This window comes from Streptomyces sp. NPDC050448 (assembly GCF_040655295.1).
Classification (GTDB): Bacteria; Actinomycetota; Actinomycetes; order Streptomycetales; family Streptomycetaceae; genus Streptomyces.
The window spans coordinates 1-25936 of record NZ_JBFAJR010000025.1; the positions used below are offsets into that span (position 1 = coordinate 1).

The following is a 25936-nucleotide window of genomic DNA, read 5'->3' on the forward strand; positions in this document are numbered from 1 at the left end:
ATATCCCCCAGCTACCGCTGGGAGGTGCCCCCACCGCATTGGCTCCCTCCTCCGCCTTGCAATCCACGGCACCAGACGACCCGGGCTATCCGGCCTGATCCGCCGGACACCCCCTAGGCCCGTATTCCAGAACTGGCGCCTGGCCCGCGGCGTTCCCCCGGCTACCGCTGGGAGATGTCTTCAGCGTTGTCGGGCTCGCCGAGTACGTCCGGTACGAGGGCGCCCCCCGCCTTGCGGTGCACGGCACCAGACGCCGCGGGCCACGCCCTGCGGGCGCCCGGCGCCAGTTGTCGAACACAGCCTGGGCCGTGAACACCGGCGAGGTGCCGTGCCCGCCGCCTCGGTGACCGACCGTGCCCCCACCGGGTCCCCCCCGAGCGCCGTCCGGCTCCGGCCCGTGCCCGGCCCCGGTGCCGTTCTCGCCGCGCAGCGGACGCGCCGTCCGGGATCACGCCACGGTGCCCGGTCAGCTGACCAGTACCGCCCCGACCCACGCGCCCACCACCATCAGGCACGCGAGCAGCTCCACCAATACGCTCGTCCCCACCGCCCGCATCACCGCCCGCACCGAGGCCCAGGCCTCGCCGTGCGTACCCAGCCGCAGCCGCTCGCACAGGTAGATGCCCCCCACGAACCCCGGAACCGCCCCCAGCACCGGCAGCAGCACGAAGCCGAGGAGCGCGCCCCCGCCCGCGTACACCGCCATCCGGGGGGTGACCCCCACCCCCCGCAGCCGCCTCGGCGGCAGCTGCCACTCGATCACCTGGACCACCAGCAGCAGCGCCGTCGCCGAGACCAGCAGCGACCACGCCAGCGCCGACCGCTCGTTCAGCGACCACCACAGCACGCCCGCCCAGACCAGCCAGGTCCCCGGAACACCCGGGGTCAGCACCCCGAGCACCCCGAGCAGCAGTACCAGCCCCACCAGAAGCAGCTGAGGCAGATCCATCTGCCAAGCCTGACCGACCGGGGGCTATCGGGCCACCCAGCCCCGCTCGTACGCATGCCAGCCCAACTGGAGCCGGGTCGTGACCCCGCACAGCTCCATCAGGCCCTTGACCCGCCGCTGCACCGTCCGCAGCCCCAGCTCCAGGTGCTTCGCCACGCTCGCGTCCGTCATGCCGGCCAGCAGCAGTGTCAGGATCTCCAGGTCCGTGGTGTCGGGCACGCCCCCCGACTCCTCCGCCGCCCCCGTCACCCCCAGCCGCAGCGGCAAAGCCTCCCGCCACACCGCCTCGAAGAGGCCCATCAGGGACTCCAGCAGCCCCGACGCGTGCACCACCAGAGCCGCCGGCTCCGCCCCGCGCGCCGTCAGCGGGACCATCGCCAGCGACCGGTCAGCGATCACCAGCTTCGTCGGAACCTCCGCCGTCACCCGGACCCGTTCGCCCCGCGCGAGCGCCGTCGACGCTTCCCTGACCCCCGTCGGCAGGGCCAGTACCTCCCGCTCGATCACCACCCGGTACTCGACACCCCGTACGGCGGCCCGCTCCTCCGCCTCGTTCTCCCTCCCGGTCACCACCTGGGGCCGCCCGCTGACCAGCGCGCACACCTCCTCCACCGCGCCCAGTTGGAGCTGGTGGAAGCGGTGCGCCACCGCGCGTGCGCCCGTCACCACCTCCACCAGGTCGTGCACCGCCGGCTCGGCGGCCTCCGCCCGGTACTCCTGCGCCAGCAGCGCCGCCGCCAGCTCCGCCTGCTCCAGCTCGTGCCGCTGCCGCGTCAGCAGCGCCCCCAGCGCCACCCCCGGCGGGGCCGCCACCCAGCGCCCCGGCCGGGTCGAGGACTGCGCCGCCAGGCCGTGGCGCTCCAGGTGCCGCAGGGCCCGCTCGGTCTGAGGCACCGGCAGCGTCAGCCGGTGCGCGAGGTCCGCCGCCTCCGCCGCCCCCAGCGCCACCAGCGCGCGGTACGCCGACTCCTGGCCCTCGTCCAGGCCTATCGCATTCAGCAACCGGTCCACCCATCCCTCTCGACGCCGTTCCTGGCGGGAAGCGGCCACGGCGCAAACCCGCCGCGAACATCATCGCCGCACCCCCCGGCCCTCTGCCAAGGTGACGCCACCGCAGCACCAACATCCGCCGGTCAGAAGCCACTTGCGCGCAGCTTTGCCGCGCAATGCAGCAGTTGGCCGGAATTCACCTGGAGAGAGCGATGCACCCGATATCGCGCACGGCGTTGCGAGCGTCGACCACGGCCGTCCTGGCCGTCACCGCCATCGGCCCGTCGGCGGCGCAGCCGATCGACGGAGCGCCCGGAGGAGCGGGGAAGAGACCGATCGCCGGGAGCGGGGCGGCCGGAAAGCAACCCACGGGCCCCGTCACCGCGACCTTGGTCACCGGCGACCGGATCCTGGTGTCCACCGACCCGGCCGGCCGCACCCGCCACCGCGATGCCGCGGGGCGACGGCGCGCAGCCGCTCGTGCGGACCGCCAGAGCGGCAAAGACCTGTACGTCTACCCCGAGAGCGCGGTCAAGGCCCTCGTCGCCGGAAAGGCCGAGGTTGCCGAGCGTGGCGGCCGGTTGGTCGGCGGTCGTCGGCCACGCGGGAGCCGACGCCGGCCGGCAGGTGACGCCGAAGGCCGAGCTCACCGACACGAACGGCGCTGCCGTCACCCAGACGGTCGCGCGGGCGTACGACATTCGATAAGTCGTACGAGGGATACGGAAGGGGTCCACCGGGCGGCGGCCCGGTGGACCCCTTTTCGCGTATTCGGCGTCTTCTGCCGCTGTGGGGGGCCGAGAATGAGCCCATGAGTCAGCAGGGCGCGGACGACTGGTGGCAGAAGCTGTACGAGGACCCGGACGCCGGACCGGTCCCGGACCCGGGGGACACGCTGGAGAGCCGTTTCCACTCGGCGTCGGTGGTGACATCCCGACGGGGCTCCCCACCGGACGCGGCGCCGCCGCCCGGCCTGCCACCGGCGCCACAGGGGCCGCCGCGCAGTGCCGTGCCGCCCGTGCCGCCGGGTGCCGTCCCGCCGGGTGCCGTGCCCCCGGGGTCGCCCCCGGGTGCCGTCCCGCCGGGGACGGTGCCGCCCGGGGCGCCGCCGCACGGCGTGCTGCCGGGGCCGCGCCGGGAGGCCGCCCCGGAGCCGCCGCCACCCCGTGACCCCCGCGAACCCGGCGCGACCGGATACGGCCTCGGCAGTGTGACCGTGCCCCCCGCGCTCCCGGAGGAACCGCCCGAACTGCCGGTCTGGCGCCGGGGCGTCCCCCGCGGCACCCCGCCCGAGCCCCCGACCCAAGAAACACCCCCCGACACCACCCCCGAGCGGACCTCCGGCTCCTGGCCCACCCCCGGGCGGGACCCGGGCCCCGGACCCGGCACCGCCCCGGAACCACGGCCCGGAGCAACGCCCCGGACGGGACCGTGGTCCGGGGCTTCGGCGGGACCTGCGCCCCGATCCGACACGGACGGCGCTGCCGCGCCCGGGGCGGGCACGTGGCTCGGCACCGGCTCCGGCTCCGGCACCGGCTCCGGAACCGGAACCGGTGCCGAGCCCGGGCCGGGTGCGGCCACCGGCACATGGCCGGGTCCCGGGGACGGCACCGGACCCCGGCCCGACGCCTCGGCCGGGCCCGGCTCGCGCTCGGGCCCCGGAGCAGATGCCCCCGGCGGATCCGGGCCCGGCGGACTGCCCCGGGCTCGTTCGGCCGCCGAGCCCGGGTCCTGGTCGGACCCGGGAGCCGGCCCGCGGCCCGACGCGGCAGCGAAGCGCGGACCCGGACCGGAAACGGGATCCGGCCCGGGAACCCGGCCCGCCGCCGAGCCGCCGCCCGCCTCCGACGGCGCACCGGGTGCCATGCCGGATGCCGACACCGCGCGGTCCAGCGCCGAGCCGTCGCCCCTGACCGCGGCCCAGCCCGGTGCCGGACTCGATGCGGGGGCAGGGGCGGGGCCCGGAGGCCGGGAGGATGCCGGCGCCGGTGCTGCCGGTGCGTCCTGGTCCGTCGCCGGTGCCGGTGCCGGTGCCGACGCCGACGCCGACGCCTGGCCTCCCGTTGCCGGGAGTGGGGCCGGGCTCGGGGCTGAAGCCGTTGCCCGGGGTGGGGAGCGGCCCGTCGTGGGGTACCTGGGGGACCGGGCGCCCACCTATGCCGCCGAGCCCGGGGCCTTGCCCCTGGCCGATCCGGGCGCGCTCGACGAACTCGTGCCCGACACCGTCCTCGAGGGGGCCCGGCACGGGACGTACACCCTGCGCGCCACCTCCGTGCGCGGGGACTCCGCCCGGTTCCGCGGCGAGGCCCGTCGGGATTTCCTGCTGACCGCCCGCTTCGGCACCGGCGACGACGCCCTCGTCCTCGTGGCCCTCGCGGGCGGCGACCGGGCCGCCCCCGGAGCCGCCGAAGCCGCGGTCGAGCTGTGCCGCTGGATCGCGTCGACCGTCGGCCGGAGCCGGGAGCGGCTGGCCGACGACATCCGCGCAGGCCGGCGCGACGCCCTGCGCTCCGGGCTCCAGCGGCTCACCGACCGGGGCTACGGCCGGCTGCGGGCCCATGCCGCCGAGCTCAGGCTCCCGGAGGACGCGTACACCGCCGGCCTGCGGGTGCTGCTGCTCCCCACCGATCCGGAGTGCAAGACCCGGGTCTGCTTCGGCGCGGGCGCGGGCGGGCTGTTCCGGCTGCGGGGCGGCGCGTGGCAGGACCTGGAGTCGGCGGAGCCGAGCGAGCCGGGAGGCGACGGCTTCCGCTTCCGGGCCACCGTGGCGCAGCCCGGGGACGCCCTGCTGCTCTGCTCCGGCGGCCTCGCGGACCCCATGCGGGAGGAGGGCCTCCTTTCGGCCGAACTCGCGGCACGCTGGGCCGACGCGGAACCCCCCGGCCTGGCGGCCTTCCTCGCGGACACCCAGCTCCGGCTCAAGGGCTACGCCGACGACCGGACGGCCGCCGCAGTCTGGGAGGCGTAACCGGGCGGAACGTGCATGGATGGAAGGCGCACACGGCAGGCAACGGAAAGGGTGCCCCTCCATGGCCAAGCAGAACGTGGCCGAGCAGTTCGTCGACATCCTCGTACGCGCCGGCGTGCGCCGGATGTACGGAGTCGTCGGCGACAGCCTGAACCCGGTCGTCGACGCCATCCGCCGGACGGACGGCATCGAATGGATCCAGGTCCGGCACGAGGAGACGGCGGCCTTCGCGGCCGGGGCCGAGGCCCAGATCACCGGCCGGCTCGCGGCCTGCGCAGGCTCCTGCGGCCCCGGCAACCTGCACCTGATCAACGGCCTGTACGACGCCCACCGCTCGATGGCCCCGGTGCTCGCGCTCGCCTCCCACATCCCCTCCGGCGAGATCGGCCTCGGCTACTTCCAGGAGACCCACCCCGACCGGCTGTTCACCGAGTGCAGCCACTACAGCGAGCTGATCTCCAACCCGCGGCAGATGCCGCGGGTGCTCCAGAGCGCCATCCAGCACGCCATCGGCCGCAGCGGCGTCGGCGTGATCTCGCTGCCCGGCGACATCGCCTCCCTCCCGGCCCCGGAGAAGAGCATCGAGCACGCGCTCGTGACCGCGCGGCCGACCGTGCGCCCCGGTGACGGGGAGATCGAGAAGCTGGTCCGGCTGATCGACGAGGCCGACAGGATCACGCTGTTCTGCGGCAGCGGCACCGCCGGGGCGCACCCCGAGGTCATGGAGTTCGCGGGCCGGGTCAAGGCACCCGTCGGGCACGCCCTGCGCGGCAAGGAGTGGATCCAGTACGACAACCCGTACACGGGATACCTGCGCATGTATGCTGACTCCCATGACCACGCGGGTACTTGGGGCACGGCGCCTCAGTCGGGTGACCGACAACTCAACCTCGTTTGACCGTCAGGGTATTGCCATTGAGACCGTCGCGAAGTCGATCGGTGGCGAGGTCATCGACTGGGCTGACGATCCGGACGTCAGCGCCGCGAAGGTAGCGCCCAAGGACCGTCCAGAACTTGGCAAGTGGCTGGAGCGTCCGGAGGAGTACGACGCAATCGCATGGTGGCGTCTGGACCGCGCGGTGCGCTCCATGCGTGACATGGCGTGGCTCGCCGGATGGGCACGGGACAACCGGAAACGGCTGATCTTCGCAGAGGGCCCCGGAGGTGGGCGCCTGGAGCTGGACATGACGTCGCCCATGTCTGAGCTCATCCTGATGATTCTCGCGTTCGCCGCGCAGATGGAGGTGCAGGCGATCCAGGAGCGCACTCAGGGTGCCAGCGAGTACCTGCGTGGCGTCGGCCGATGGAGCGGAGGGCGGATTCCGTTCGGCCGCATCCCGGTTCCGCACCCGACGGAAGAGGATGGCTGGTGGCTCGGTAAGCACGACGATTCGGCCGAGATCATTGACAACATGGTTCGGCTGGTTCTCGATAAAAAGAGCTATCACGCTGTTGCAGCGTGGCTAAACCAGAAGCATCCCGGTAAGACGCCGGCAAACCACCGACGGGAACAGGCGCACCCTCCCAAGCCTGTCAAGCCGGAAGAGCGGTGGAATCCCGGGATGGTCAGCTCTCTCCTTCGACAGCCTTCGCTTCGCGGATGGGGCACATTGAAGGGGGAAGCCGTCCGGGACGCTGACGGCGAACCGGTGAAGATCGGCCCTGTCCTCGTCGACGATGTCACCTGGCGTCGTCTTCAGGCGGAAATGGACAGCCGAGACAGGCCTGAGTCGGAGCGCAACAAGAGCGACGCACACCCGCTGCTCGGAATTCTCTTCTGTGGCACCTGCGGGGGCAAGCTGTACCAGGGCTGGATGTCCCCTGGACCCAACCGCAAGGTGGCGAAGCGGCAGTACAGGTGTGCCGCCAAAGCCCACGGCCGCACGTGCGCCAAGCCGGCTTACGTATCCGCGGACCCGGTTGACGACTATGTCGAAGCGCAGTTCCTGGACCGGTTCAGCCGCTTTGAACTCGTCGAGACCATCGTTATCCCCGGTATCGACCACCGCCCTGAGATCAAGGAGCTTGAGTCGGATATCGAGAACCTCGCCGGCCAACTGGCCAACCTCCGCGGCCATGCTGCCACAGCCGTCGCCCGTCAAGTCCAGGGCCGCTCGGACAAGCTGGAGCGCCTCCAGGCACAGCCTGTTGTCCCCGCCCGGACGGAGGAGGTGCGCACGGGGGTCACGTACGCGGACGCATGGCGGCAGGCAAAGGGCCGCAAGGATGTGGAGGCATGCCGGGACATGCTGGCGGGCGTCGGCGCAGTTGTGACGGTGGGACAGACGTACCGCGGGGCGCGCGACGTCACTGCACGCCTGAGTTTCGACCTCGTGACGCCGAATCACGTCGACCCGGAGCAAGACGCGCTAGAGGATGCGGCCCATCAGGCCGCCCTATAGGTAACAAGTTGATAACGGCTATCTGGGCGGCAAGAGGTCACGACGGTCGAATGCGCGTCTCGCTCGTACCGTCGTGCGCCGCCTCCACGTCCTGGCGAACCTTAAGTTATCCACAGGATGCCTGTAGGCAACTGCACTCCGTCACGACGGAGTCCGTCTTGTTAACGGTGAGTGCTGGCCGGATCCGTCCGGGTGCGCAAAACGTCAAACCAACCCCTTATTTCTATAACTCCTTAACGCGTGTTAGAAGAAATGGAAAAAGGGGTCTAGTTTGCAACTTCGCACACCGGGGCGGAGGGAGGCGGCCGAACCCCAGTACTGGCCTTCCCCCATAACAGTAGTAGAGGGAAGATCGGCGACCGTCGCGACTGGCGGACGGCCCGCTCCCTCTGACGGCCGGCGCCGCTCCTGCGCTCCCCGCACTCTCCTCCGGGTAGACGCGCGGTCGAGCGGCGTCGGTCTGTCCCAAGACTTCCCGTCGACGTCCAGGGGGCGGACGGCGGGGGTGGACGTGTGCCCGAGTCGTAATCAGGCCTAAGGGTGACACTGACTAGACGCGGTCCCGCCGTCAGACAGGCAACGGGTTACGCGCCGTGGGTTCGAATCCCACCACGTCCACGCACGACGGCTCACCCGCCCTCCAGGGCCACTGAGTCGCTAGGTAAGGCCGCACGGTGACCCGGGGTATACCGGGAACCATGCGGTACGGCTGTGACGCACAAGGGATGTGCGCCCCGACGAGGGGAAGCGACCGGGTTCGAGTCCCGGCTCAGCCGCGGGACGCGTGGCACAGCGCGGGCGGCGTGACCGGGTAACCGGCCCAGAAATACACGCCACGAGTACTGTGCCTTGATCTCGTAGCTCAGTGGACAGAGCGCCGTACTACGGATGCGGAGGACGGAGGTTCGAGACCTTCCGAGATCACAACGGCGAGACGGACGCCGTGGTTGGTTGCCTCTGACGCGCAACGCGGCCTGAACTTCCGCCGGACCCGCAGGAATCGTCAGTCACCCCGCGGAGGCTCGGCGTAACCGTCGTGCCGATCCCCGGCGGGGGGCGGCACACCGCCCCCGTAGCTCAGTTGGAAGAGCGCCGCTCTCGTAAAGCGGACGTCGCAGGTTCGAATCCTGCCGGGGGCTCTGCTGGACCGCATACCAAATGCGCTTGCGCACGTCCCTGCGAACAGCGGCCGTGGCTTCGGTGCTGCCACCGTGGCGCGACGGCCAACACTCGGGCCTTGTGGGCTCGGACGACGGGACGTAGCTCAGAGGTAGAGCGCCCGCTTTGGGAGCGGGTGGCCGCGCGTTCGATCCGCGCCGTCCTCGTTGACATGCGGGAGTGCACCGTTCGCTACAGGAACCGCCGCACTGCCGGCGTGTGAGGAGAGATCATGAGTGACACGGTGGAACTGACCCTCGTCTACGTCAGCGACGAGGGTGACGACGTCGAGTACACCCGCAAGATCACGCAGGAAGGCCTGACTGCTGTCCTCATGGCCATGGATGACCACGAGGTCAGCGAAGACTGACCAACCGAGAGCCCCCGTCGGATCCCCCGGCGGGGGCTTTCTGCGTTTCCGGGACGTCACCCGATCGGCCCTCCCGCCTCGTCGATGTCGTCACCCTAGAGCACGCTAACGGCATGAGCCCCCGCATAGTTGTCCACCCGCCAGACGAGGCCGGCGGCCGACGCGTGCACATCAACGCCGAGACCCTCGGCTTGGCGTTTGGCTTGCGAGACGTGGCGGAGTTCCTGCGCCGCGCGGGGCTCGAGCTCGAGCCGGAGGAGGTGGCCGTCTTCCCGCTCATCGAGTGGCGCGGGGGAGGGCCGGACGTGTGGCCGGGGAAGGGCCCGCCGTCATGAGGGGGACAGAAGTTCAGTGAGTCGGTAAGCCACCTCCGCCGCGAAGGCGGGGTCTTGTGCGTTGTCGGCGGCTTCAAAGATGAGGGCGCATGCCCTATCAAGGCTGGGGTACCCGTCTGAGTAGAAGTCCCACGCGCACATGATCCGCTCTGCGTCGCCGTGCCCGAGTGCGGCGGCACGGTCCAGAGCCTCAATAGCCGTCTTGTCCTTACTCGTCGTGCCGGCCCGCAGGTAGACGAGGGCCAGGCGGAAGACGGCGCCAGGGTGCCCCCGGGCCGCGCCGTGTTTGAGCCACACCTCCGCAGCGTCGTTGTGGCCCCGGGCTAAGGCGTTGCCGCCCATCAAGTGATCACGCATCGGCGCCGCATCGCCCGTCCAGAGGCCGCCCTCACGCCCCCAAGCGTCCCATCCGACGGCATTCCACATCGCGGTCAGATCGTCTCCGAGATGGCTCATGTTTCCTCCTTCGGGCACAGCAACGCCCACCCCCGAGCGCGTCGGAAGCGGGCGCTGTGGGTTCAGTGCGTGTACTTAGAGCTGACCGACCTTGACGGCGTCGACGAAGATGCCCCAGGACGAGTCACCGAAGACGACCGCCGGGCCGGCGGGGACCTTCGAGTCGCGCACGGGCATGACGCCGGGGAGCTGTCCCGCCGCAACCTCGATGCAGTTGTTCCCGCCGTCGCTGTGGCTGGACTTGGTCCACGTGAGTCCGTGGGTGGAGGCGTTGGTGATGATGGTCATCTGGCGTACTCCTGCTTGATTCTTGCGGTGAGGTCGGCCGACTTATCGAACGGCAGCGCGTGAGCGCGGAGGGCGTCAAACGCGGCACCGTAGACCAACACGTCGGCGGCATCCTCAACGTACAGCGCACTGGCCAGGTGCTCCACGAGAACTACGTCAAGGTCTGCGGACTCAGGGAACCCGAGTACCGAGTACGCACCCGCCATGCCGGGATGCGGAGGTGCGTCCAGCGGGAGGATTTGTATCGAGACATGCGGGAGCGCCACGAGGTCGAGCAGCCGCTGGCACTGGTCCCGCATAACCGTCGGGTCCGCGAAGGTAGGCCGGAGGGCTGCCTCGTGGACGATCGCCCACACTTTCAGCGGCTCCGGGCGAGACAGCACCGCCTGACGAGCCTGGCGTACCTCAACCAATGCGTTCACCTGATCGGGGGTGGACGACAAGTTGATAGCCGAGATGGACGCGCGGGCGTAGGCGGCCGTCTGAAGAAGCCCGGGGATCAGGAGCGTCTGATAGGACCGCAGGCTCCTCGCGTCCGCCTCCAGGCTGATCAGCTCCGCGTAAGCCGGGGAGATGATGTCGCGGTACGTCTGCCACCATCCGCGGCGGGCGCCGGCGCGGGCCAGGGCCAACAGGACGTCCCGCTTGACCGGGTCGACGACGTCATAGAGGTCGAGCAGCGTGCCCAGTTCGTCAGCCTTGATGCCCAACGTGCCGCCCTCAAGCTTAGAGACCCGCGTGTTGTCCCATCGAGGGCCAATGCACTCCGCGGCAGCATCCTGCTTCAGGCCCTTTGCCTCCCGCAGGGCGCGCAGCTCTGCGCCAAGGCGACGACGGCGTACGGGTGGTGCGCCCATGGAGCCCCCTCCGGGTCGGTGATCGGTCAGTGCCCACGGCGAATGCTTCCACACTCAAGACCCCATGGGGCGCTGGAATATGCAATTTTGCAACTCTTGCCAGCGTGGTTGCAATGAGTGCCTACAAGTGCCACGCTGAGTTTGCAAGCACAGCGCGTAGCGGACCAGTCGCGGTGAGGGGTGACCTATGTCGTTCGAACCGAATGCGTCATTAGTGGAGAGGGCTGAAGATCTCTTCCCCAACCCCCGCCCGGCGCGAGGTTGCGGAGTCTGCACGTCGTGTGACCGTCAGCGCCTGGACGCCATGAACCCGAAGTCTCCGACTTACAGCCCGAAACGTGCGAGAGAGCTATCGGACGAGATCCGCAACCACCCGCACGGCGAGTCCTCCGTATGAGCGCCGACGGCTACCGCTTCAGTGCGGAATACCAGGAGAAATTGGAGACCGCCGTAGCGGCCCACCTCCAACGCCAAGAGGACGAGTCGGTGTTCCTTGTCGCCGCGGAGAAGTACGCGGACGCGCTTGCAGCGGCACTTGAGCGGCCGATAGCTCACCCCTAGACCCGCCGGTGACCGCTGGGGCGGTCGATTGGCGGAGGGGCGGCAGGGCTTCGGTCCGGTTTACCGGGTGAGGTCGGGGTCCTGCCCGCTCCCAAGTGGCAGCGAAGGACGGCACGAATGGCAACTCTCCCGACCGTCGTCAAGCCGGACATGCGGATCTGTGGCTCGTTAGGGCTTCTGAAGCCACATCAGGTGGAGGCGGCGCGCCGATGTCTCAGAGAGACGGGCCGCTATGCCGGACCTATGCCCCGGTGGGCACGGTGCTTCCTCCCCGTACACAACGCCGACCAGGGGCACGCAGGCTCGTTGCGGCCCATCCCCGCCACGGCCGGCGGCGGGTACATCATCGCCACGTGGGGCAGGGATCTGCGGCAGTGGATCCGCTTCTACTCAGTGCGCCCCCCTGAGGGGTACCCGCTCGACCTGACACCTCCGCTCGTCGAAGTCCGGGGCATCCCGGTCCCCGGGCGCACTTCCTAGACTCCGTCCCCGCTGAGCTGCGCCACCTCAAGCCGCCATGGCGAGGAACGGGCCCTTGGCGGGGACGGGCAAACCCCCATCCTTCATGGGATGGGCATTCCAACTGCACCAACCGCACTTCACCACCACTGACCATGGAGGTAGAAAATGTTCGTGCACTCTGACCGGCTCCCCGCGGGGACGCCACTCCCCAACGGCATCAGCACGCCTGTTCCGTGGGGCGTGCGGCGGATGGCTCCCTATCCCGCGATGGCGCCCGGATACGGGCGGGTAGAGCTGGACCCCGTCAAGCAGACCGGCCGCTACTTCGACCAGGCCGGCCAGCCGATGATGATGCCGGGGCACGGCACTAGCAGCGGTACGAATCCGTCGACGAACACCGGCAATCCGTCCGACGGGCAGGCCGGGGGCGGCGACTCCGACACGGGTAACGACACGGACCAGTGACCCACACGGGTCCGGTTATGGTCGTCACCAATCTGGACGACCCCACGGCGGACCTGGTGATTGACGAGCTGCACGACCGGGGTGTCCCGGTCGTGCGGTTCGACTCTGGGGACTTCCCCACCACCTTGTCTTTCGCGGCGCACATCACGCCTCACGGCATTCAGGGGTCGTTGACGACCCCTTCCCGCACGGCGGACCTCACCAGAGTCCGGTCTATGTACTACCGCCGTCCCTCCGGCTTCGCCTTCCCGCCCTTGGACGAGCAGGATGCGCGATTCGCCATCACACAGGCGCGCTACGGGCTGGGAGGCGTCATGGCATCCCTGCCTGGCTGTCTGTACGTCAACCATCCGCACCGAATCGGTGACGCGGAGTTCAAGCCCTCGGGTCTTGCCGCAGCAGTCAGTAGCGGATTCCACGTTCCGGCGACGCTGATCACCTCGGATCCGAGCGAGGCACGTAGCTTCATCTCGTACTACCAGTCGGTGATCTATAAGCCCCTGGCGACACCGCTGTACCGACTAGATGGAGTGTCTTCGACGGTTGCGGTCCGAACCGTCACGGCCGACGAGATCGACGACTCCGTGTCCGGCACGGCGCACCTGTTCCAGCGCTGCATCGACAAGACCGCCGACGTCCGGGTGACGGTCATGGGAGAGCAGATCTTCGCCGTCCGCATCGACTCGGGCTTACTGGACTGGCGGACCGACTACGAGAAGCTCACGTACTCCGTAGTCGAGCTGCCGCCGGGCGCCACGGACTCGATCCGGGCCTACCTCAAGCACTTCGGGCTCGTCTTCGGCGCATTCGACTTCGCCATCGACAAGGTTGGGCAATGGTGGTTCCTCGAATGCAACCCTTCCGGTCAGTGGGCATGGCTGGAGCCGGAAACAGGTCTGCCGATGACGTCGGCCATGGCGAACCTGCTTGAGAGGAAGACGACATGAGCAAGGTAGCGCAGGAGCTTCGGCTCCAGCTCGCGAAGACGTTGACGACCAGCGGGCATTTGCGCACGCAGCCCTGGCGCGACGCGGTGGAGTCCGTACCCCGACATGAGTTCCTCCGCGGCGGGTTCTTCGAGAGGATCGACGGAAACGGGCCTACGGCCTGGTCGCCGATCACGCCCAAAACTCCGCGGTGGCTGGAGCGCTGCTACGAAGACGAGTCTCTCGTCACGCAGATCGCCGGCACGATCGTACCGGGAGACCTACGGGGCGAAATCATGCGGGCTCCCACGTCCTCCAGCACAATGCCGGGGCTGGTCGTCCGCATGTGGGAAGACCTCCGGGTGGAGGACGACAGTCGGGTTCTCGAAATCGGGACGGGCACGGGCTACTCCACGGCCCTGGGCTGTCACCGCCTAGGGGATGAGCGAGTTACCTCCGTGGAGGTCGATGCAGGCGTGTCCGGCTGTGCCGGAACTGCATTGGCTCAGTGCGACTACTACCCGCACCTGATCGTGGGGGACGGGCTGCTTGGATACCCGGACGGCGCGCCTTATGACAGCGTGATCGCCACGTGCGGTCTCGTCTCCATTCCGTTGGCGTGGGTCGAGCAGACGCGGCCGGGCGGAACCGTGCTCGCAACTCTCGGCGGGTGGATGTACTCGTCCGAGCTTGCGAGGCTCACGGTTCATGAGGGCGGCACAGCCTCTGGCCGGCTTCTCGGCGGCCAAGTCTCCTTCATGCTTGCCCGTCCCCAGTCGCCTCCGCCGCTCGGCATCCTCCCCGATCTCGACCAGGGCGACGAGGAACCCGCCAAGCTCGCCCCCGACGTCCTCGACGACTGGGAGACCCGATTCGTTGCCCAGCTTGCCGCATCCGGGACTCAGCGCATCACGTTGGACCGTGACGGCAGTACGGAACACGTGTTCCTCGACGTCGAAGCCGGCGCGTGGGCCGCACTTCGCCAGAACGGCGGTCAGTGGCTGGTCCGTCAGGGGGGTTCGGCGCGCGTCTGGGACGACATCCAGGGTCACGTCACGCGGTGGCGCCAGGCTGGAGCTCCGCACCTGGACCGATTTGAGATCACGGTAACGCCGGACAGCCAGACGATCAGCTGGCCGGCGTAGGTATCGGCGACGAAGCCCCGGTCATCTTCGGATGGCTGTGACGTCGGCATGAGCGGGCTGCTCGGCTACGGCGCCGCCTACGAGGCCACGCACGAGTGCGATCTGCTGATCCTGCTCGGCACGGACTTCCCGTACAACGCCTTCCTGCCCGACGACGTGAAGATCGTCCAGGTGGACATCCGGCCCGAACACCTCGGCCGCCGCTCGCAGCTGGACCTCGCCGTCTGGGGAGACGTACGGGAGACCCTGCGCGCCCTGAACGCCCGGGTGCAGGCCAAGACGGACCGCCGCTTCCTGGACCGGATGCTGAAGAAGCACGCGGACGCCCTGGAAGGCGTGGTGAAGGCGTACACGCGGAAGGTGGAGAAGCACACCCCGATCCACCCCGAGTACGTGGCTTCGGTGCTGGACGAACTCGCGAATGAGGATGCCGTGTTCACAGTCGACACGGGCATGTGCAACGTATGGGCAGCACGCTATCTTTCCCCGAACGGCAAGCGGCGCATCATCGGCTCCTTCAGCCACGGCTCCATGGCCAATGCCCTCCCGCAGGCCATCGGCGCACAGTTCACCGACCGCGGCCGTCAAGTGGTGTCGATGTCGGGCGACGGTGGTTTCTCGATGCTGATGGGAGATTTCCTCACCCTGGTGCAGTACGACCTGCCCGTCAAAGTGGTCCTCTTCAACAACTCATCCCTCGGAATGGTCGAGTTGGAGATGCTGGTTTCCGGCCTGCCCTCGTACGGAACGACCAATCGCAACACGGATTTCGCGGCGATCACGCGCGCGGCGGGCGCGTTCGGGATCCGGGTGGAGAAGCCCAAGCAGCTCACCGGCGCTTTGAAGGACGCGTTCCGGCACAACGGACCCGCCTTGGTGGACGTGGTGACCGATCCCAACGCCTTGTCGATTCCACCCAAGATCAGTGCCGAGATGGTGACCGGTTTCGCACTTTCAGCCAGCAAGATCGTGCTGGACGGAGGGGTGGGCAGGATGATCCAGATGGCTCGATCCAACCTGCGCAACGTGCCGCGCCCATAACCCCGCAGGAGTGCGGACTGCCCCGGCGGGCATGCATCCCGTAGACCAGTTCGAGATCTGTGGGACACGGGGGAGGTACATCGCCGTGCGGGTGGGGGCGAAGACCGGGAAGCAGTCGAGGAGAGGGTGGCCCATACCGCGTGAACCGTCCGTCGAGGACGGGAGAGCGGTGGACGCCCTGGAGATCACCCGGAGCGTACGCCGGGCGGATCTCAAGGCGGTGGGCGAAGTGCGCCGGGCGTTACGGGAGTTGATGCGCCACCGATGTCCGGCCGACACCGCGGAGGTGGCGGAGCTGCTGATCACCGAGCTCGTCACCAATGCCCTCGTCCACACCGACCAGGGCGCGGAGGTGTCCGCGAGGCTCGCCGCGGACCGGCTGAGGGTGGAGGTCCGGGACCACGCCTCGCGCCGGCCCCGGCCGTACGTACCGACCGCCGACGACGGTACGCACGGCCGGGGACTGGTGCTGGTGCAGGCCCTCGCCGACGCCTGGGGCGTGGACGCGCCGGTCCAGGCCGGTGGCAAGGTGGTGTGGTTCGAGCTGGACGGCGCCCTCGACCGGGCGTACGACGGTGCATACGACGCAGGGCCCGCCTGACCGGGCGGGCCCTGCGGGGTGCAGCGGTCAGCCGAACTGCTGCTCAAGATCCTTGAGTTTACGCTCGAGCGAGTCGAGGCGGGGGATGGTCTGGGTGTCGTCCTCGGCGGTGAGGTCCACCGTCCGGGCGCCGGTCACCTCAGCGGTCTCCGTTCGGTGCACGGCCTGCAGGGAGGGCCGACGGCGTGGGGCGGGCAGCTGTCCCGTTTCCGCTATGGCCGGCTCCGCGCCGACCGGCGCGGAGCCCGACCCGGGGGTCAGCCCCGGCACGTCGACCTGGCGGGCGCGGGATCGCCCGAACGCCCGGTTCTGCCGGCCCAGGGCCTTGATGCGGGCCCGGTCCAGCCGGTTCTTGTCGCGCCTGCGGTGGCGGTCCTGCTCCCGCTCGCGCTTGTCCTCGCGCACCTCCTCGACGGCCTCGTCGAGGGTGCGGACCCCCTCCAGCAGCATGAGCGACCAGGCGCCGAAGGTCTCTCGGGGGGCCCGCAGCCAGCGGACCATCCGGATCTGCGGCAACGGCCTCGGGATCAGGCCCTGTTCGCGCAGCGCAGCCCGGCGGGTCTGCTTGAGGGCGCGGTCGAAGAGCACGGCCGCCGAGAGCGACATGCCGGAGAAGAACTGCGGGGCCCCGTCGTGCCCGGCGCCGCGCGGCGCGTGCACCCAGTTGAACCAGGCGGCCGCGCCCGCGAACAGCCAGACCAGCATGCGGGAGCCGAGGGCCGCGTCACCGTGGCTGGCCTCGCGGACGGCGAGCACCGAGCAGAACATGGCGGCGCCGTCGAGCCCGAAGGGGACCAGGTACTCCCAGCCCCCGGAGAGGTTGAGGTTCTGCCGGCCGAAGCCGACCAGTCCGTGGAAGGAGAGCGCGGCGGCCACCGCCGCGCAGCAGAACAGCAGGACGTAGGAGGCGGTTCCGTAGACGGCTTCCTTGCGCCGCCGCCGTTCCTCGCTGCGCTCCCAGGTGTCGTCGGCCGCGGCCTTCTCGCCTTCCCGCTTGCCCCGCGCCAGTACCGCAACTGCCGCAAGTACGCCCAGGATCAGCAGGCTGCCGGGCAGCAGCCAGTCCAGCGATATGTCGGTCAGTCTCATCCGGATGTCCCTTGCCTCTGCCTCGCGTGTGCGGCCTTCCGGGAGCCATGGTTACGCAGGAGATCGACCCGGCATGCGGGTTTCGGGGCAAGTGGACGCCATCGGGGGGCGGGGCCCGCCGGATAGGGTGTTGCGACTCGAACTACCGCTCGCACGAACCGAGTTGTGTTCGATTATGGTCAGTCGTACGAGTGGGTTCAGAGGTCAAGCGGCAGCAGTGAGGCGGGCGATGCGGTCCGCGTCGCAGGTGCGGATGCAGGTGGTGCAGGTGTCCTCGGGCCGGATCGTGTAGGAGAGGCAGCAGCTGGCCCGGTCCCGGGTGGGCAGCCGCTCGCCGCCCGGGCCGGAGAGCGTACGGAATCCCGCGCCCCCCGTGTACGGGGCCGTCGTGCCGGGCAGCAGCGCCTCCAGCTCGGCCATGGCCCGGCGCTCCTCGCCCACGAGCTTGCCGAGGTGCCAGACGCCCGAGACGATCTCGTCGGTCACCATGCCCCACAGGGCGCGGCGGCCGCGCCGCATGCGCGGGCCGAAGCCTTCCAGGAGGGGTTCGAGGTGCTGGGCCACCGCAGCCCGCACCTCGCCGCGCAGCGCCTCCTCGTCGGGCACGACACGGGCCCCGGGGAGAGCGGCCGCCGGATCGTCCGGCAGGCAGGCGAAGGACTCGACGTGGACGCTCATGCGGCCTTGGGTCCGGTGGAAGGCCACGTGCTGCGCAGACAGCCGGGGCACCCGCCGGTGGAGGAACCAGGGGGCGGTGATCAGCAGGCACGCGGGCCAGGCGTACCGGTGCAGGCCGAAGGTGGCCACCACGTCGGGGCGGGCCTGGCGCCCGTAGTCCCGCAGGACCTGGGCGTCGTCCCAGGCGAGGTAGCCGTCCAGCTCGGCTCCGCCCGCCGCGAGCGCATCCGCCCGGACCCACCCCACACCGCGAGGGGCGGTCTCGTGCGCGGCGCGCTCGACGACCCGCAGATTGCCGTATGCCTCGGACAGGCGTGCGTACGCGTCCGCCACCGGAGAGCCGGCCGGGAGCAGGGTGACGACGGAGCTGTCGGGCATGGCTGAACCACCGATTCACACAGTCGGGAGAGGCGAAGGTAAGCCTTACCTTAACTGATCTCGGGTGGCCTGTACCAGCATCTGCCGGACCGATTCACCTATTCTCTGGATGGCCCAGGTCGAGACCCAGAGGAGGACCGAGTGCACGAAGCGGCCCACGTCAGGGTGGCGGCGCTGATCCCGACGCAGAAGGTGCTGCGCCATTCGGTGCGCGGACAGGTGCTCGACGCGCTGCGTGCCGCGCTCGTCGACGGGGAGCTGGTGCCGGGGGAGATCTACTCCGGGCCGGCCCTGGGAGAGCGCTTCGGCGTCTCCGCGACGCCCGTGCGCGAGGCGATGCAGCAGCTGGCGCTGGAGGGGGCGGTGGAATGCCTCCCGAACCGGGGCTTCCGGGTGCTGTCGCGTACGCCGCGGGTGCTGGCGGAGCTGGCGGAGGTCCGCGCGCTGCTGGAGGTCCCGGTGATGCTGCGGCTGGCCCGTACGGTCCCGGCGGAAGCCTGGGCGGCGCTGCGGCCGGCGGCGGCCGCCACGGCCGAGGCCGCCGCGGCGGGTGACCTTTTGGGCTATGCGGATGCGGACCGGGCCTTCCACCGGGAGGTCCTTTCGCTCGGCGGGAACGACCAGCTGGTCCAGGTCGCGGAGGAGCTCCACCGCCGGTCCCAGTGGCCGCTGCCGGGCGCCCCGCGGGTCCGGAGGGCGGACCTCGTCGCGGATGCGGCGGAGCACTCGGCCCTGCTCGAGGCCCTGATCGCGGGCGACCTCCCGCTCATCGAGCCCCTGATCCGCAACCACTTCACCGGCACCTGACCCCGCCCGGGGGCAGGGATGCCGGATGCCGGGCCGTTGCGCCCGGCGGGCCTGGTTGGCCCGGCCGGGCTGGGGGCCCGTGGGGTCAGGTGGCCGGGGCCGGGTAGAGCTGGTCGGCCAGCCAGGTGGGGATGCCGCCCAGGAGGTGGAACAGGCGGCGGGCCTCCGCGCGGAGGCGGGCGGCCTCCGGTTCCGGCTCGGCTTCGGCCAGGGCCGCCAGCGCCGGCGCCGTGCCGATCAGGAAGCCCAGGTCCTCCCGGATGCGGAGGGACTCCGCGAAGCCCTTCCGGGCCTCCGCCACCTCGCCGTCCCGCAGCGCCAGCGCCGCCAGGTGCCGCCAGGTGAAGGAGAGGAGGAGCGTGTCCCCGTGCGCCAGCGCCCCCGCGTGCGCCCGCCGGTACGCCGGCCGCGCCGACTGCGGGGCGTCGGCCAGGTGTTCCGCGACCAGGCCCCTGCGGAAGTCCAGCAGCGGGCGCGTCCGGGACCCCGGGGACAGCAGCGCCGCCGCCCGGCCCAGCGCCGAACGGGCCTCGTCCGACCGGTCGCGGACCCCGAGCACGGTGGCCGCGTACGCCAGCTGCCCCCGCTCGCAGGCCGCCGCGCCCCGCTCGTCGTCGTCCCGGGCCACCGCCTCCGCGACCCGCAGCGCGTCCTCCGCCTCCGCCCACCCCTGCCCGGTGAACAGGCACCGCTCGACCAGCAGCGCGGTCCGCTGCACGGCCGCGCCGGCATCGTGCAGGTGCGGCGTCAGCAGGGCCGCCGCGTCGGTCCAACAGCCGCGCGAGCGCAGCCGCCATATCGCCCGCTGGAGGGGGTCGTCTCCCCCGGTAGATCCGGCACCGGACATGGCGGTATCCGCCACATTGCCCTCCCCAAAGCAACCAAGCAGCACGTCGTTGAGCCCTGGGCCGAAATGAGAGCACGGATCGACGGCTTCGGCCAAGGGGTCGGGTGAACTCTTTCACAAAGTCCGGACGCCGCGTCAGGCGCCCCTCCCCGTCCCTGGCCGGATCTGCTCAGCTCATCCGCAGTGCCAGGAAGAAGTCGAGCTTGTCCTCCAGCCGCGACAGGTCACGCGACGTCAACTGCTCGATTCGCCCGACCCGGTACCGCAGCGTGTTGACGTGCAGGTGCAGCCGCGTCGCGCATCGCGTCCACGAGCCGTCGCAGTCCAGGAACGCCTCCAGCGTCGGGATGAGCTCCGCGCGGTGGCGGCGGTCGTAGTCCCGCAGCGGGTCCAGCAGGCGCGCCGTGAAGGCACGGCGTACGTCGTCCGGGACGAACGGCAGCAGCAGGACGTGCGAGGCCAGCTCGTGGTGGCCCGCCGCACAGACCCGGCCCGGGCGCGCCGCGGCGACCCGGCGGGCGTGCCGGGCCTCCTCCAGCGCCCCGCGCAGCCCCTCCGCGGAGTGCACGGCCGCGCTGACGCCGAGGGTGATCCGGCCGTCGTCGGCGAGGCCCGCCTGCAGGGGTTCCCGTACGGCGGAGAGCAGCTCGTCGGCGTGCAGGGCGGTGTCCGGGCCCTTGTCCTCGCCGGGCTCCCCAGGGAGCGCGGGCAGCGGTACGAGCGCGATGGCCTCGTCACCCGCATGGGCCACGGCGATCCGGTCCGAGGGCTCGGGCCCCGAGACGGACGGGTCGACCAGAATCTCCTCCAGCAGCGACTGGGCCACCGGGCCGCCGGGGATGTCCCCGCCCTCCCAGTCCACCCGCGCCACGACGACCTGCCAGTGCGGGGCGGTGCCCAGCCCGGGCAGCAGCACCGGGGCCGCGACCCGCAGGCGGGCGGCGATCTCGGCGGGCGCGGCGCCCGTCTGGACCAGCTCCAGCACCTCCTGGGCGAGGCGGCGGCGCACCGTGCGGGCCGCGTCGCGCCGGTCCCGCTCGACGGCGATCAGCTGGGTCACGCCCTGGAGCAGGTCGAGCCGCTCGGCGGGCCAGTCGCCGGCGTCCGCCTCGACGGCCAGCAGCCAGTCCGAGAGCACGCTCTCGCGCACGTCACGGGCTCCGGGGCCGCCCGGGCCCCGCCCGGCGCCACGGATCGGGAACAGGGAGTAGGTAATACCCTGGATGGAGATCCGGTGCGGGCCCCTGCGCCCGGTGCGGACCGCCGCCAGGTGCTCGCCGGCCAGGGCCGCACAGACGCCTGGTGCCAGGGGTTCTCCCGCTCCGGCGATCTGCCTGCCTGTGGGGGACAGCACCCAGGCGCGCAGATCGAGGTCGGTGGTGAGCAGATCGAGCACCACGTCGGGTCCACCGCCTGCGGGGCCCGAGGTCATCAGGCGGCGGTGCCGGTCCACGACGGCCGCGAGATCGCCCGCGCGCTCACCGGAGACCTGCCGCACCACGTACTCGGTGATCGTGGCGAATGCAACGTCTTCGTTTACAGCGAACAAGGGCAGCCGGTTGCGCCGACAGGCTGAAACGAGATCATCGGGGATGTCTCCCAGCTCCGCCTCGCCGGCCGCGAGGCCCGCCACGCCCGCGCTCGCCAGAATTCGTACGAACGGCTCGGAGTCGGCTGAATTTCTTCGCCAGGCCAGGCCGGTGAGGACGAGTTCGCCCCCGGTGAGGTATCGGCTGGGATCCCTCAGGTCGGTCGTCATGACGCCGCGGACCGTCCGGTCGAGTTCGTCCTCGCCGCCCAGCAGCCGCAGCCCCAGCGCCTCGGTTTCCAGCAGTGCGCGCAGCCGCATGGTGTCGCCGCCGATCTGTCTCGAATGTTGCCGTTGGAAATCGGGCAGGTCGTTGCATCCTGCCTTTCATACGAATCTACAAGACGAGGGAGGCCCCCAGCCAACTCCTTCATGGTTTCGGTGACTGCACCCGGGGACGCGCGGCTTGTGTACTGGCTCCACACCGCATTAACAGCACGTGAACGACCAGTCGAGGGCCCCTGGGCCTCCTGGCTTGAAGTGAACGACACGATGAAGAAGAAGAGAGCCGCACATGGACTTCCTTCGCCCCGCCAGCTGGGAGGAGGCGCTCGCCGCTAAGGCCGAGTTCCCCACAGCTGTGCCGATTGCGGGTGGCACCGACATCATGGTCGAGATCAACTTCGACCACCGTCGGCCGGAGTACCTCCTGGACCTGAACCGCATCGGCCTGCTGCGGGAGTGGGAGGTCGGCGAGGACGTGGTTCGTCTGGGCGCCTCCGTCCCGTACACGCAGATCATGGAGAACCTCCGGACGGAGCTCCCGGGTCTCGCGCTCGCCTCGCACACGGTCGCGTCCCCGCAGATCCGCAACCGCGGCGGCGTCGGCGGCAACCTCGGTTGCGCCTCGCCGGCCGGCGACTCCCACCCCGCGCTGCTCGCGGCGGGTGCCGAGGTCGAGGTGGAGTCCGTACGCGGCTCCCGCCTGATCCCGATCGACGAGTTCTACACCGGCGTCAAGCGCAACGCGCTGGCCGCCGACGAGCTCATCAAGACCATCCACGTGAAGAAGGCGGACGGTCCCCAGCAGTACTCCAAGGTCGGCTCCCGCAACGCGATGGTCATCGCCGTCTGCGCGTTCGGTCTGGCGCTGCACCCCGAGACCCGCACGATCCGCACGGGCATCGGTTCGGCCGCGCCGACCCCGATCCGTGCGAAGGCCGCCGAGGAGTTCCTGAACGCCGCGCTCGAAGAGGGCGGATTCTGGGAGTCCGGCAAGGTCGTCACCCCGTCGATCGCCAAGCAGTTCGGTGAGCTCGCCTCCGGCGCGGCCAACCCGATCGACGACGTCCGCGGCACGGCGAAGTACCGCCGTCACGCGGTCGGCATCATGGCTCGCCGCCAGCTCGTCTGGACCTGGGAGCAGTACCGCGGTACCGGCAACGGCCGCTCGCTTGAAGGGGCTGCGTAATCATGCGCGTCAATTTCACTGTCAACGGCCGTCAGCAGGAAGCCGACGATGTCTGGGAGGGCGAGTCCCTCCTCTACGTCCTGCGCGAGCGCCTCGGCCTGCCCGGCTCGAAGAACGCCTGTGAGCAGGGAGAGTGCGGTTCCTGCACCGTCCGTCTCGACGGCGTGCCGGTCTGTTCCTGTCTGGTGGCCGCCGGCCAGGTCGAGGGTCGCGACGTCGTGACCGTCGAGGGCCTGGCGGAGTTCTCCAAGCAGCGCGACGAGCACGGCCACGGCGGTGCCTGCGGCACCGGCGGCGGCTGCGGCGGCAAGGGCGGCGTCTCCCTGGACGCGGCCAAGCAGTGGCAGGCGCACGGGCCCAGCAGCGAGCTCCGCTCGCGGGCGGGCGACTCGCAGACCGGCGAGGGCGTAGAGCTCTCCGCCATCCAGCAGGCGTTCATCGACGCGGGCGCCGTGCAGTGCGGTTTCTGCACCCCGGGTCTGCTCATCCAGGCGGACGCGCTCCTGGAGGAGAACTCCTCCCCGTCCGACCAGGACATCCGTGAGGCCCTGTCCGGCAACCTCTGCCGCTGCACGGGCTACGAGAAGATCCTCGACGCGGTCCGCCTCGCGGCCGCCCGTCAGGGAGAGGCGGTCTGACCATGGCTCAGAACACCCGCACCGTGCCCGCCGGTACGCCGACGAACGTCACCCAGAAGCACAACAAGGGCGGCATCGGCGAGTCCATCCTCCGTCCGGACGGCACGCTCAAGGTCACCGGTGAGTTCGCGTACTCCTCGGACATGTGGCACGAGGACATGCTCTGGGGCCAGACCCTGCGCAGCACCGTCGCCCACGCCGAGATCGTCTCCATCGACATCTCCGAGGCGCTCGCCATGCCCGGCGTGTACTCGGTGCTGACGTACGACGACCTGCCGGCCGAGATGAAGAACTACGGCCTCGAGATCCAGGACACCCCGGTTCTCGCCAACGGCCGGGTACGTCACCACGGTGAGCCGGTCGCCCTCGTGGCCGCCGACCACCCGGAGACCGCCCGCCGCGCGGCCGCCAAGATCAAGATCGATTACCGTGAGCTGCCGCTCGTCACGGACGAGGCCTCCGCCCTCGCCCCCGGCGCGCCGCTGATCCACGAGGGCCGCGAGGACCACCACATCGGTCACGTCCCGCACCCGAACATCGTGCACCGCCAGCCGATCATCCGCGGCAACGTGGAAGAGGCCCGCAAGCGCGCCGACGTCATCGTCGAGGGCGAGTACACCTTCGGCATGCAGGACCAGGCCTTCCTCGGCCCGGAGTCCGGCCTGGCCGTGCCGTCCGAGGACGGCGGTGTCGAGCTCTACGTCGCCACCCAGTGGCTGCACTCGGACCTCGGGCAGATCGCCCCGGTCCTGGGCCTCCCGCCGGAGAAGGTCCGCATGACGCTCTCGGGCGTCGGCGGTGCCTTCGGTGGCCGCGAGGACATCTCGATGCAGATCCACGCCTGCCTCCTGGCCCTGGCCACGAACAAGCCGGTCAAGATCGTCTACAACCGGTTCGAGTCCTTCTTCGGTCACGTGCACCGCCACCCGGCGAAGCTGTACTACGAGCACGGCGCGACCAAGGACGGCAAGCTCACGCACATGAAGTGCAAGATCGTCCTGGACGGCGGCGCGTACGCGTCCGCCTCCCCGGCGGTCGTGGGCAACGCCTCCTCCCTCTCGGTGGGTCCGTACGTCCTGGAGGACGTGGACATCGAGGCGATCGCGCTCTACACGAACAACCCGCCCTGCGGCGCGATGCGCGGCTTCGGCGCCGTCCAGGCCTGCTTCGCCTACGAGGCCCAGATGGACAAGCTCGCGGCGAAGCTGGGCATGGACCCGGTCGAGTTCCGCCAGCTGAACGCCATGGAGATGGGCACGGTCATGCCGACCGGCCAGGTCGTGGACGCCCCGGCGCCGGTCGCCGAGCTGCTGCGCCGGGTCAAGGCCCGTCCGCTGCCGCCCGAGCGTCAGTGGGAGACCGCCGGCGAGAACGCGGACGTCCGCGCGCTGCCCGGTGGCCTCTCGAACACCACCCACGGTGAAGGCGTCGTCCGCGGCGTCGGCTACGCGGTCGGCATCAAGAACGTCGGCTTCTCCGAGGGCTTCGACGACTACTCGACCGCCCGCGTGCGCCTCGAGGTCATCAACGGCGAGCCCGTCGCGATGGTCCACACGGCCATGGCGGAGGTCGGCCAGGGCGGCATCACCGTCCACACGCAGATCGCCCGTACCGAGCTGGGTGTCACGCAGGTGACCATCCACCCGGCCGACACGCAGGTCGGCTCCGCCGGTTCCACGTCCGCCTCCCGGCAGACGTACGTGACCGGTGGCGCGGTGAAGAACACCTGTGAGGCCGTCCGCGAGGCGCTCCTGGAGATCGGCCGCCGCAAGAACGGCTCGTACCACCCCGCGTGGGCCACCGCCGAACTGCTGCTCGAAGGCGGCAAGGTCGTCACCGACGGCGGCGAGGTCCTCGCGGACATCGCCGACATCCTCGAGGACGAGGCCATCGACCTCGAGCTCGAGTTCCGTCACGCGGCGACCGAGCCCTTCGACCTGGTCACCGGCCAGGGCAACGGCCATGTCCAGTACACCTTCGCCGCGCACCGTGCGGTCGTCGAGGTGGACACCGAGCTCGGCCTCGTCAAGGTCGTCGAGCTCGCGACCGCCCAGGACGTCGGCAAGGCGCTGAACATGCTCTCCGTGGTCGGCCAGATCCAGGGTGGCACCACCCAGGGCCTCGGCGTGGCGATCATGGAAGAGATCATCGTGGACCCGAAGACCGCGAAGGTGCGCAACCCCTCCTTCACGGACTACCTGATCCCGACCATCCTCGACACCCCGACCATCCCGGTCGACGTCCTGGAGCTCGCCGACCCGAAGGCCCCCTACGGCCTGCGCGGTATGGGCGAGGCCCCGACCCTCTCGTCCACCCCGGCCGTCATCGCGGCGATCCGGGCGGCGACCGGTCTGGACATCAACAAGACGCCGATCCGTCCGGAAGCCCTCACCGGCACCCTCTAGGGCGGCGTGGTGGGGGGGGGGGGGGGGGGGCCGGGCGGGCCCCCCGCCCCCCCCGCGGCGGCCCCGGCGGCCGGCCGCCGCCCGGGGCGCGCACTGCCCCCGGAGCCCCCCGGCGCCACCC

At 70.5% G+C, this 25936-nt stretch carries 23 protein-coding genes, 4 tRNA genes and 1 pseudogene; 18 read left to right on the forward strand and 10 right to left on the reverse strand.

The window, feature by feature from the left end:
- Nucleotides 1-466: 466 nt before the first annotated feature.
- The 3 genes from AB0I68_RS26050 to AB0I68_RS26060 form a co-directional block, all read right to left on the reverse strand.
- Complete coding sequence (locus tag AB0I68_RS26050) at nt 467-949, reverse strand: DUF456 domain-containing protein (RefSeq protein WP_363179786.1); 483 nt, start codon at nt 947-949, stop codon at nt 467-469.
- Nucleotides 950-973: 24 nt separating this feature from the next.
- Nucleotides 974-1951, reverse strand: a complete 978-nt coding sequence (locus tag AB0I68_RS26055; RefSeq protein ID WP_363179787.1) for a helix-turn-helix domain-containing protein — start codon at nt 1949-1951, stop codon at nt 974-976.
- Between the two features lie 131 nt (nt 1952-2082).
- Complete coding sequence (locus AB0I68_RS26060) at nt 2083-2640, reverse strand: hypothetical protein (RefSeq protein WP_363179788.1); 558 nt, start codon at nt 2638-2640, stop codon at nt 2083-2085.
- Nucleotides 2641-4064: 1424 nt separating this feature from the next.
- Between AB0I68_RS26060 and AB0I68_RS26065 the strand changes: the two genes are divergently transcribed.
- The 9 genes from AB0I68_RS26065 to AB0I68_RS26105 all read left to right on the forward strand — a co-directional run bounded on the left by AB0I68_RS26065 (nt 4065) and on the right by AB0I68_RS26105 (nt 9172).
- Nucleotides 4065-4907: a protein phosphatase 2C domain-containing protein gene (locus AB0I68_RS26065; RefSeq protein ID WP_363179789.1), complete on the forward strand. Its 843-nt coding sequence runs from the start codon at nt 4065-4067 to the stop codon at nt 4905-4907.
- 61 nt (nt 4908-4968) lie between these two features.
- Nucleotides 4969-5805, forward strand: a complete 837-nt coding sequence (locus tag AB0I68_RS26070) for a thiamine pyrophosphate-binding protein (protein ID WP_363179790.1) — start codon at nt 4969-4971, stop codon at nt 5803-5805.
- Complete coding sequence (locus tag AB0I68_RS26075) at nt 5741-7309, forward strand: recombinase family protein (protein WP_363179791.1); 1569 nt, start codon at nt 5741-5743, stop codon at nt 7307-7309. The genes AB0I68_RS26070 and AB0I68_RS26075 overlap by 65 nt, the downstream gene beginning before the upstream one ends.
- Before the next feature lie 507 nt (nt 7310-7816).
- Nucleotides 7817-7927: transfer RNA gene (locus AB0I68_RS26080), tRNA-OTHER, on the forward strand.
- Between the two features lie 233 nt (nt 7928-8160).
- Nucleotides 8161-8233 (forward strand) — tRNA-Arg (locus AB0I68_RS26085).
- 142 nt (nt 8234-8375) lie between these two features.
- Nucleotides 8376-8448, forward strand: a tRNA-Thr gene (locus AB0I68_RS26090).
- Nucleotides 8449-8563: 115 nt separating this feature from the next.
- Nucleotides 8564-8634 (forward strand) — tRNA-Pro (locus tag AB0I68_RS26095).
- 65 nt (nt 8635-8699) lie between these two features.
- A complete protein-coding gene (locus AB0I68_RS26100; RefSeq protein ID WP_363179792.1) occupies nt 8700-8837 on the forward strand; it encodes a hypothetical protein in 138 nt (45 codons plus the stop codon).
- 113 nt (nt 8838-8950) lie between these two features.
- Entirely contained in the window at nt 8951-9172 is a 222-nt protein-coding gene (locus AB0I68_RS26105; protein WP_363179793.1) for a hypothetical protein, read from the forward strand.
- Here the strand turns inward: AB0I68_RS26105 and AB0I68_RS26110 are convergent.
- The 3 genes from AB0I68_RS26110 to AB0I68_RS26120 all read right to left on the reverse strand — a co-directional run bounded on the left by AB0I68_RS26110 (nt 9167) and on the right by AB0I68_RS26120 (nt 10773).
- Nucleotides 9167-9628 carry a hypothetical protein gene (locus tag AB0I68_RS26110; protein ID WP_363179794.1) on the reverse strand — a complete coding sequence of 154 codons (462 nt, stop codon included), beginning with the start codon at nt 9626-9628 and terminating at the stop codon, nt 9167-9169. The two genes, AB0I68_RS26105 and AB0I68_RS26110, sit on opposite strands and share 6 nt — an antisense overlap.
- A gap of 75 nt (nt 9629-9703) precedes the next feature.
- Nucleotides 9704-9916, reverse strand: a complete 213-nt coding sequence (locus tag AB0I68_RS26115) for a DUF397 domain-containing protein (protein ID WP_363179795.1) — start codon at nt 9914-9916, stop codon at nt 9704-9706.
- Nucleotides 9913-10773, reverse strand: a complete 861-nt coding sequence (locus AB0I68_RS26120; protein WP_363179796.1) for a helix-turn-helix transcriptional regulator — start codon at nt 10771-10773, stop codon at nt 9913-9915. The genes AB0I68_RS26115 and AB0I68_RS26120 overlap by 4 nt, the downstream gene beginning before the upstream one ends.
- Nucleotides 10774-11961: 1188 nt before the next feature.
- On the opposite strand from AB0I68_RS26120, the gene tgmA reads away from it, so the two are divergent.
- From tgmA to AB0I68_RS26145, 5 genes and pseudogenes are all read left to right on the forward strand, one after another.
- Nucleotides 11962-12261 carry a putative ATP-grasp-modified RiPP gene (gene tgmA / locus AB0I68_RS26125; RefSeq protein WP_363179797.1) on the forward strand — a complete coding sequence of 100 codons (300 nt, stop codon included), beginning with the start codon at nt 11962-11964 and terminating at the stop codon, nt 12259-12261.
- A 17-nt stretch (nt 12262-12278) separates the two neighbouring features.
- Entirely contained in the window at nt 12279-13208 is a 930-nt protein-coding gene (gene tgmB / locus AB0I68_RS26130) for an ATP-grasp ribosomal peptide maturase (RefSeq protein ID WP_363179798.1), read from the forward strand.
- Nucleotides 13205-14332, forward strand: coding sequence for an ATP-grasp peptide maturase system methyltransferase (tgmC, locus tag AB0I68_RS26135; protein ID WP_363179799.1), 1128 nt, complete (start codon nt 13205-13207; stop codon nt 14330-14332). Before tgmB ends, tgmC begins: the two co-directional genes overlap by 4 nt.
- Before the next feature lie 39 nt (nt 14333-14371).
- Nucleotides 14372-15373 (forward strand): annotated as a pseudogene (locus AB0I68_RS26140) (thiamine pyrophosphate-dependent enzyme); the annotation flags it as partial.
- A gap of 169 nt (nt 15374-15542) precedes the next feature.
- A complete protein-coding gene (locus tag AB0I68_RS26145) occupies nt 15543-15974 on the forward strand; it encodes an ATP-binding protein (protein ID WP_363179800.1) in 432 nt (143 codons plus the stop codon).
- Between the two features lie 27 nt (nt 15975-16001).
- Here AB0I68_RS26145 and AB0I68_RS26150 read toward each other — a convergent pair whose 3' ends face one another.
- On the reverse strand, nt 16002-17063 hold the full coding sequence (locus AB0I68_RS26150) for a DUF2637 domain-containing protein (protein WP_363179801.1): 1062 nt from the start codon (nt 17061-17063) through the stop codon (nt 16002-16004).
- Between the two features lie 204 nt (nt 17064-17267).
- Nucleotides 17268-18119 (reverse strand): (2Fe-2S)-binding protein, encoded by an 852-nt coding sequence (locus AB0I68_RS26155; RefSeq protein WP_363179802.1) that lies wholly within the window; start codon nt 18117-18119, stop codon nt 17268-17270.
- Nucleotides 18120-18260: 141 nt separating this feature from the next.
- On the opposite strand from AB0I68_RS26155, the gene AB0I68_RS26160 reads away from it, so the two are divergent.
- Nucleotides 18261-18926 (forward strand): GntR family transcriptional regulator, encoded by a 666-nt coding sequence (locus AB0I68_RS26160; RefSeq protein WP_363179803.1) that lies wholly within the window; start codon nt 18261-18263, stop codon nt 18924-18926.
- Between the two features lie 85 nt (nt 18927-19011).
- Here AB0I68_RS26160 and AB0I68_RS26165 read toward each other — a convergent pair whose 3' ends face one another.
- On the reverse strand, nt 19012-19788 hold the full coding sequence (locus tag AB0I68_RS26165) for a hypothetical protein (RefSeq protein ID WP_363179804.1): 777 nt from the start codon (nt 19786-19788) through the stop codon (nt 19012-19014).
- Between the two features lie 154 nt (nt 19789-19942).
- Nucleotides 19943-21622 (reverse strand): PucR family transcriptional regulator ligand-binding domain-containing protein, encoded by a 1680-nt coding sequence (locus AB0I68_RS26170; RefSeq protein WP_363179805.1) that lies wholly within the window; start codon nt 21620-21622, stop codon nt 19943-19945.
- A gap of 253 nt (nt 21623-21875) precedes the next feature.
- On the opposite strand from AB0I68_RS26170, the gene AB0I68_RS26175 reads away from it, so the two are divergent.
- The 3 genes from AB0I68_RS26175 to AB0I68_RS26185 are packed head-to-tail and all read left to right on the forward strand — an operon-like array spanning nt 21876 to nt 25815.
- Nucleotides 21876-22772: a xanthine dehydrogenase family protein subunit M gene (locus tag AB0I68_RS26175; protein ID WP_363179807.1), complete on the forward strand. Its 897-nt coding sequence runs from the start codon at nt 21876-21878 to the stop codon at nt 22770-22772.
- A 2-nt stretch (nt 22773-22774) separates the two neighbouring features.
- On the forward strand, nt 22775-23410 hold the full coding sequence (locus AB0I68_RS26180) for a (2Fe-2S)-binding protein (protein WP_363179808.1): 636 nt from the start codon (nt 22775-22777) through the stop codon (nt 23408-23410).
- A 2-nt stretch (nt 23411-23412) separates the two neighbouring features.
- Nucleotides 23413-25815, forward strand: coding sequence for a molybdopterin cofactor-binding domain-containing protein (locus AB0I68_RS26185; protein WP_363179809.1), 2403 nt, complete (start codon nt 23413-23415; stop codon nt 25813-25815).
- Nucleotides 25816-25936: the final 121 nt, after the last annotated feature.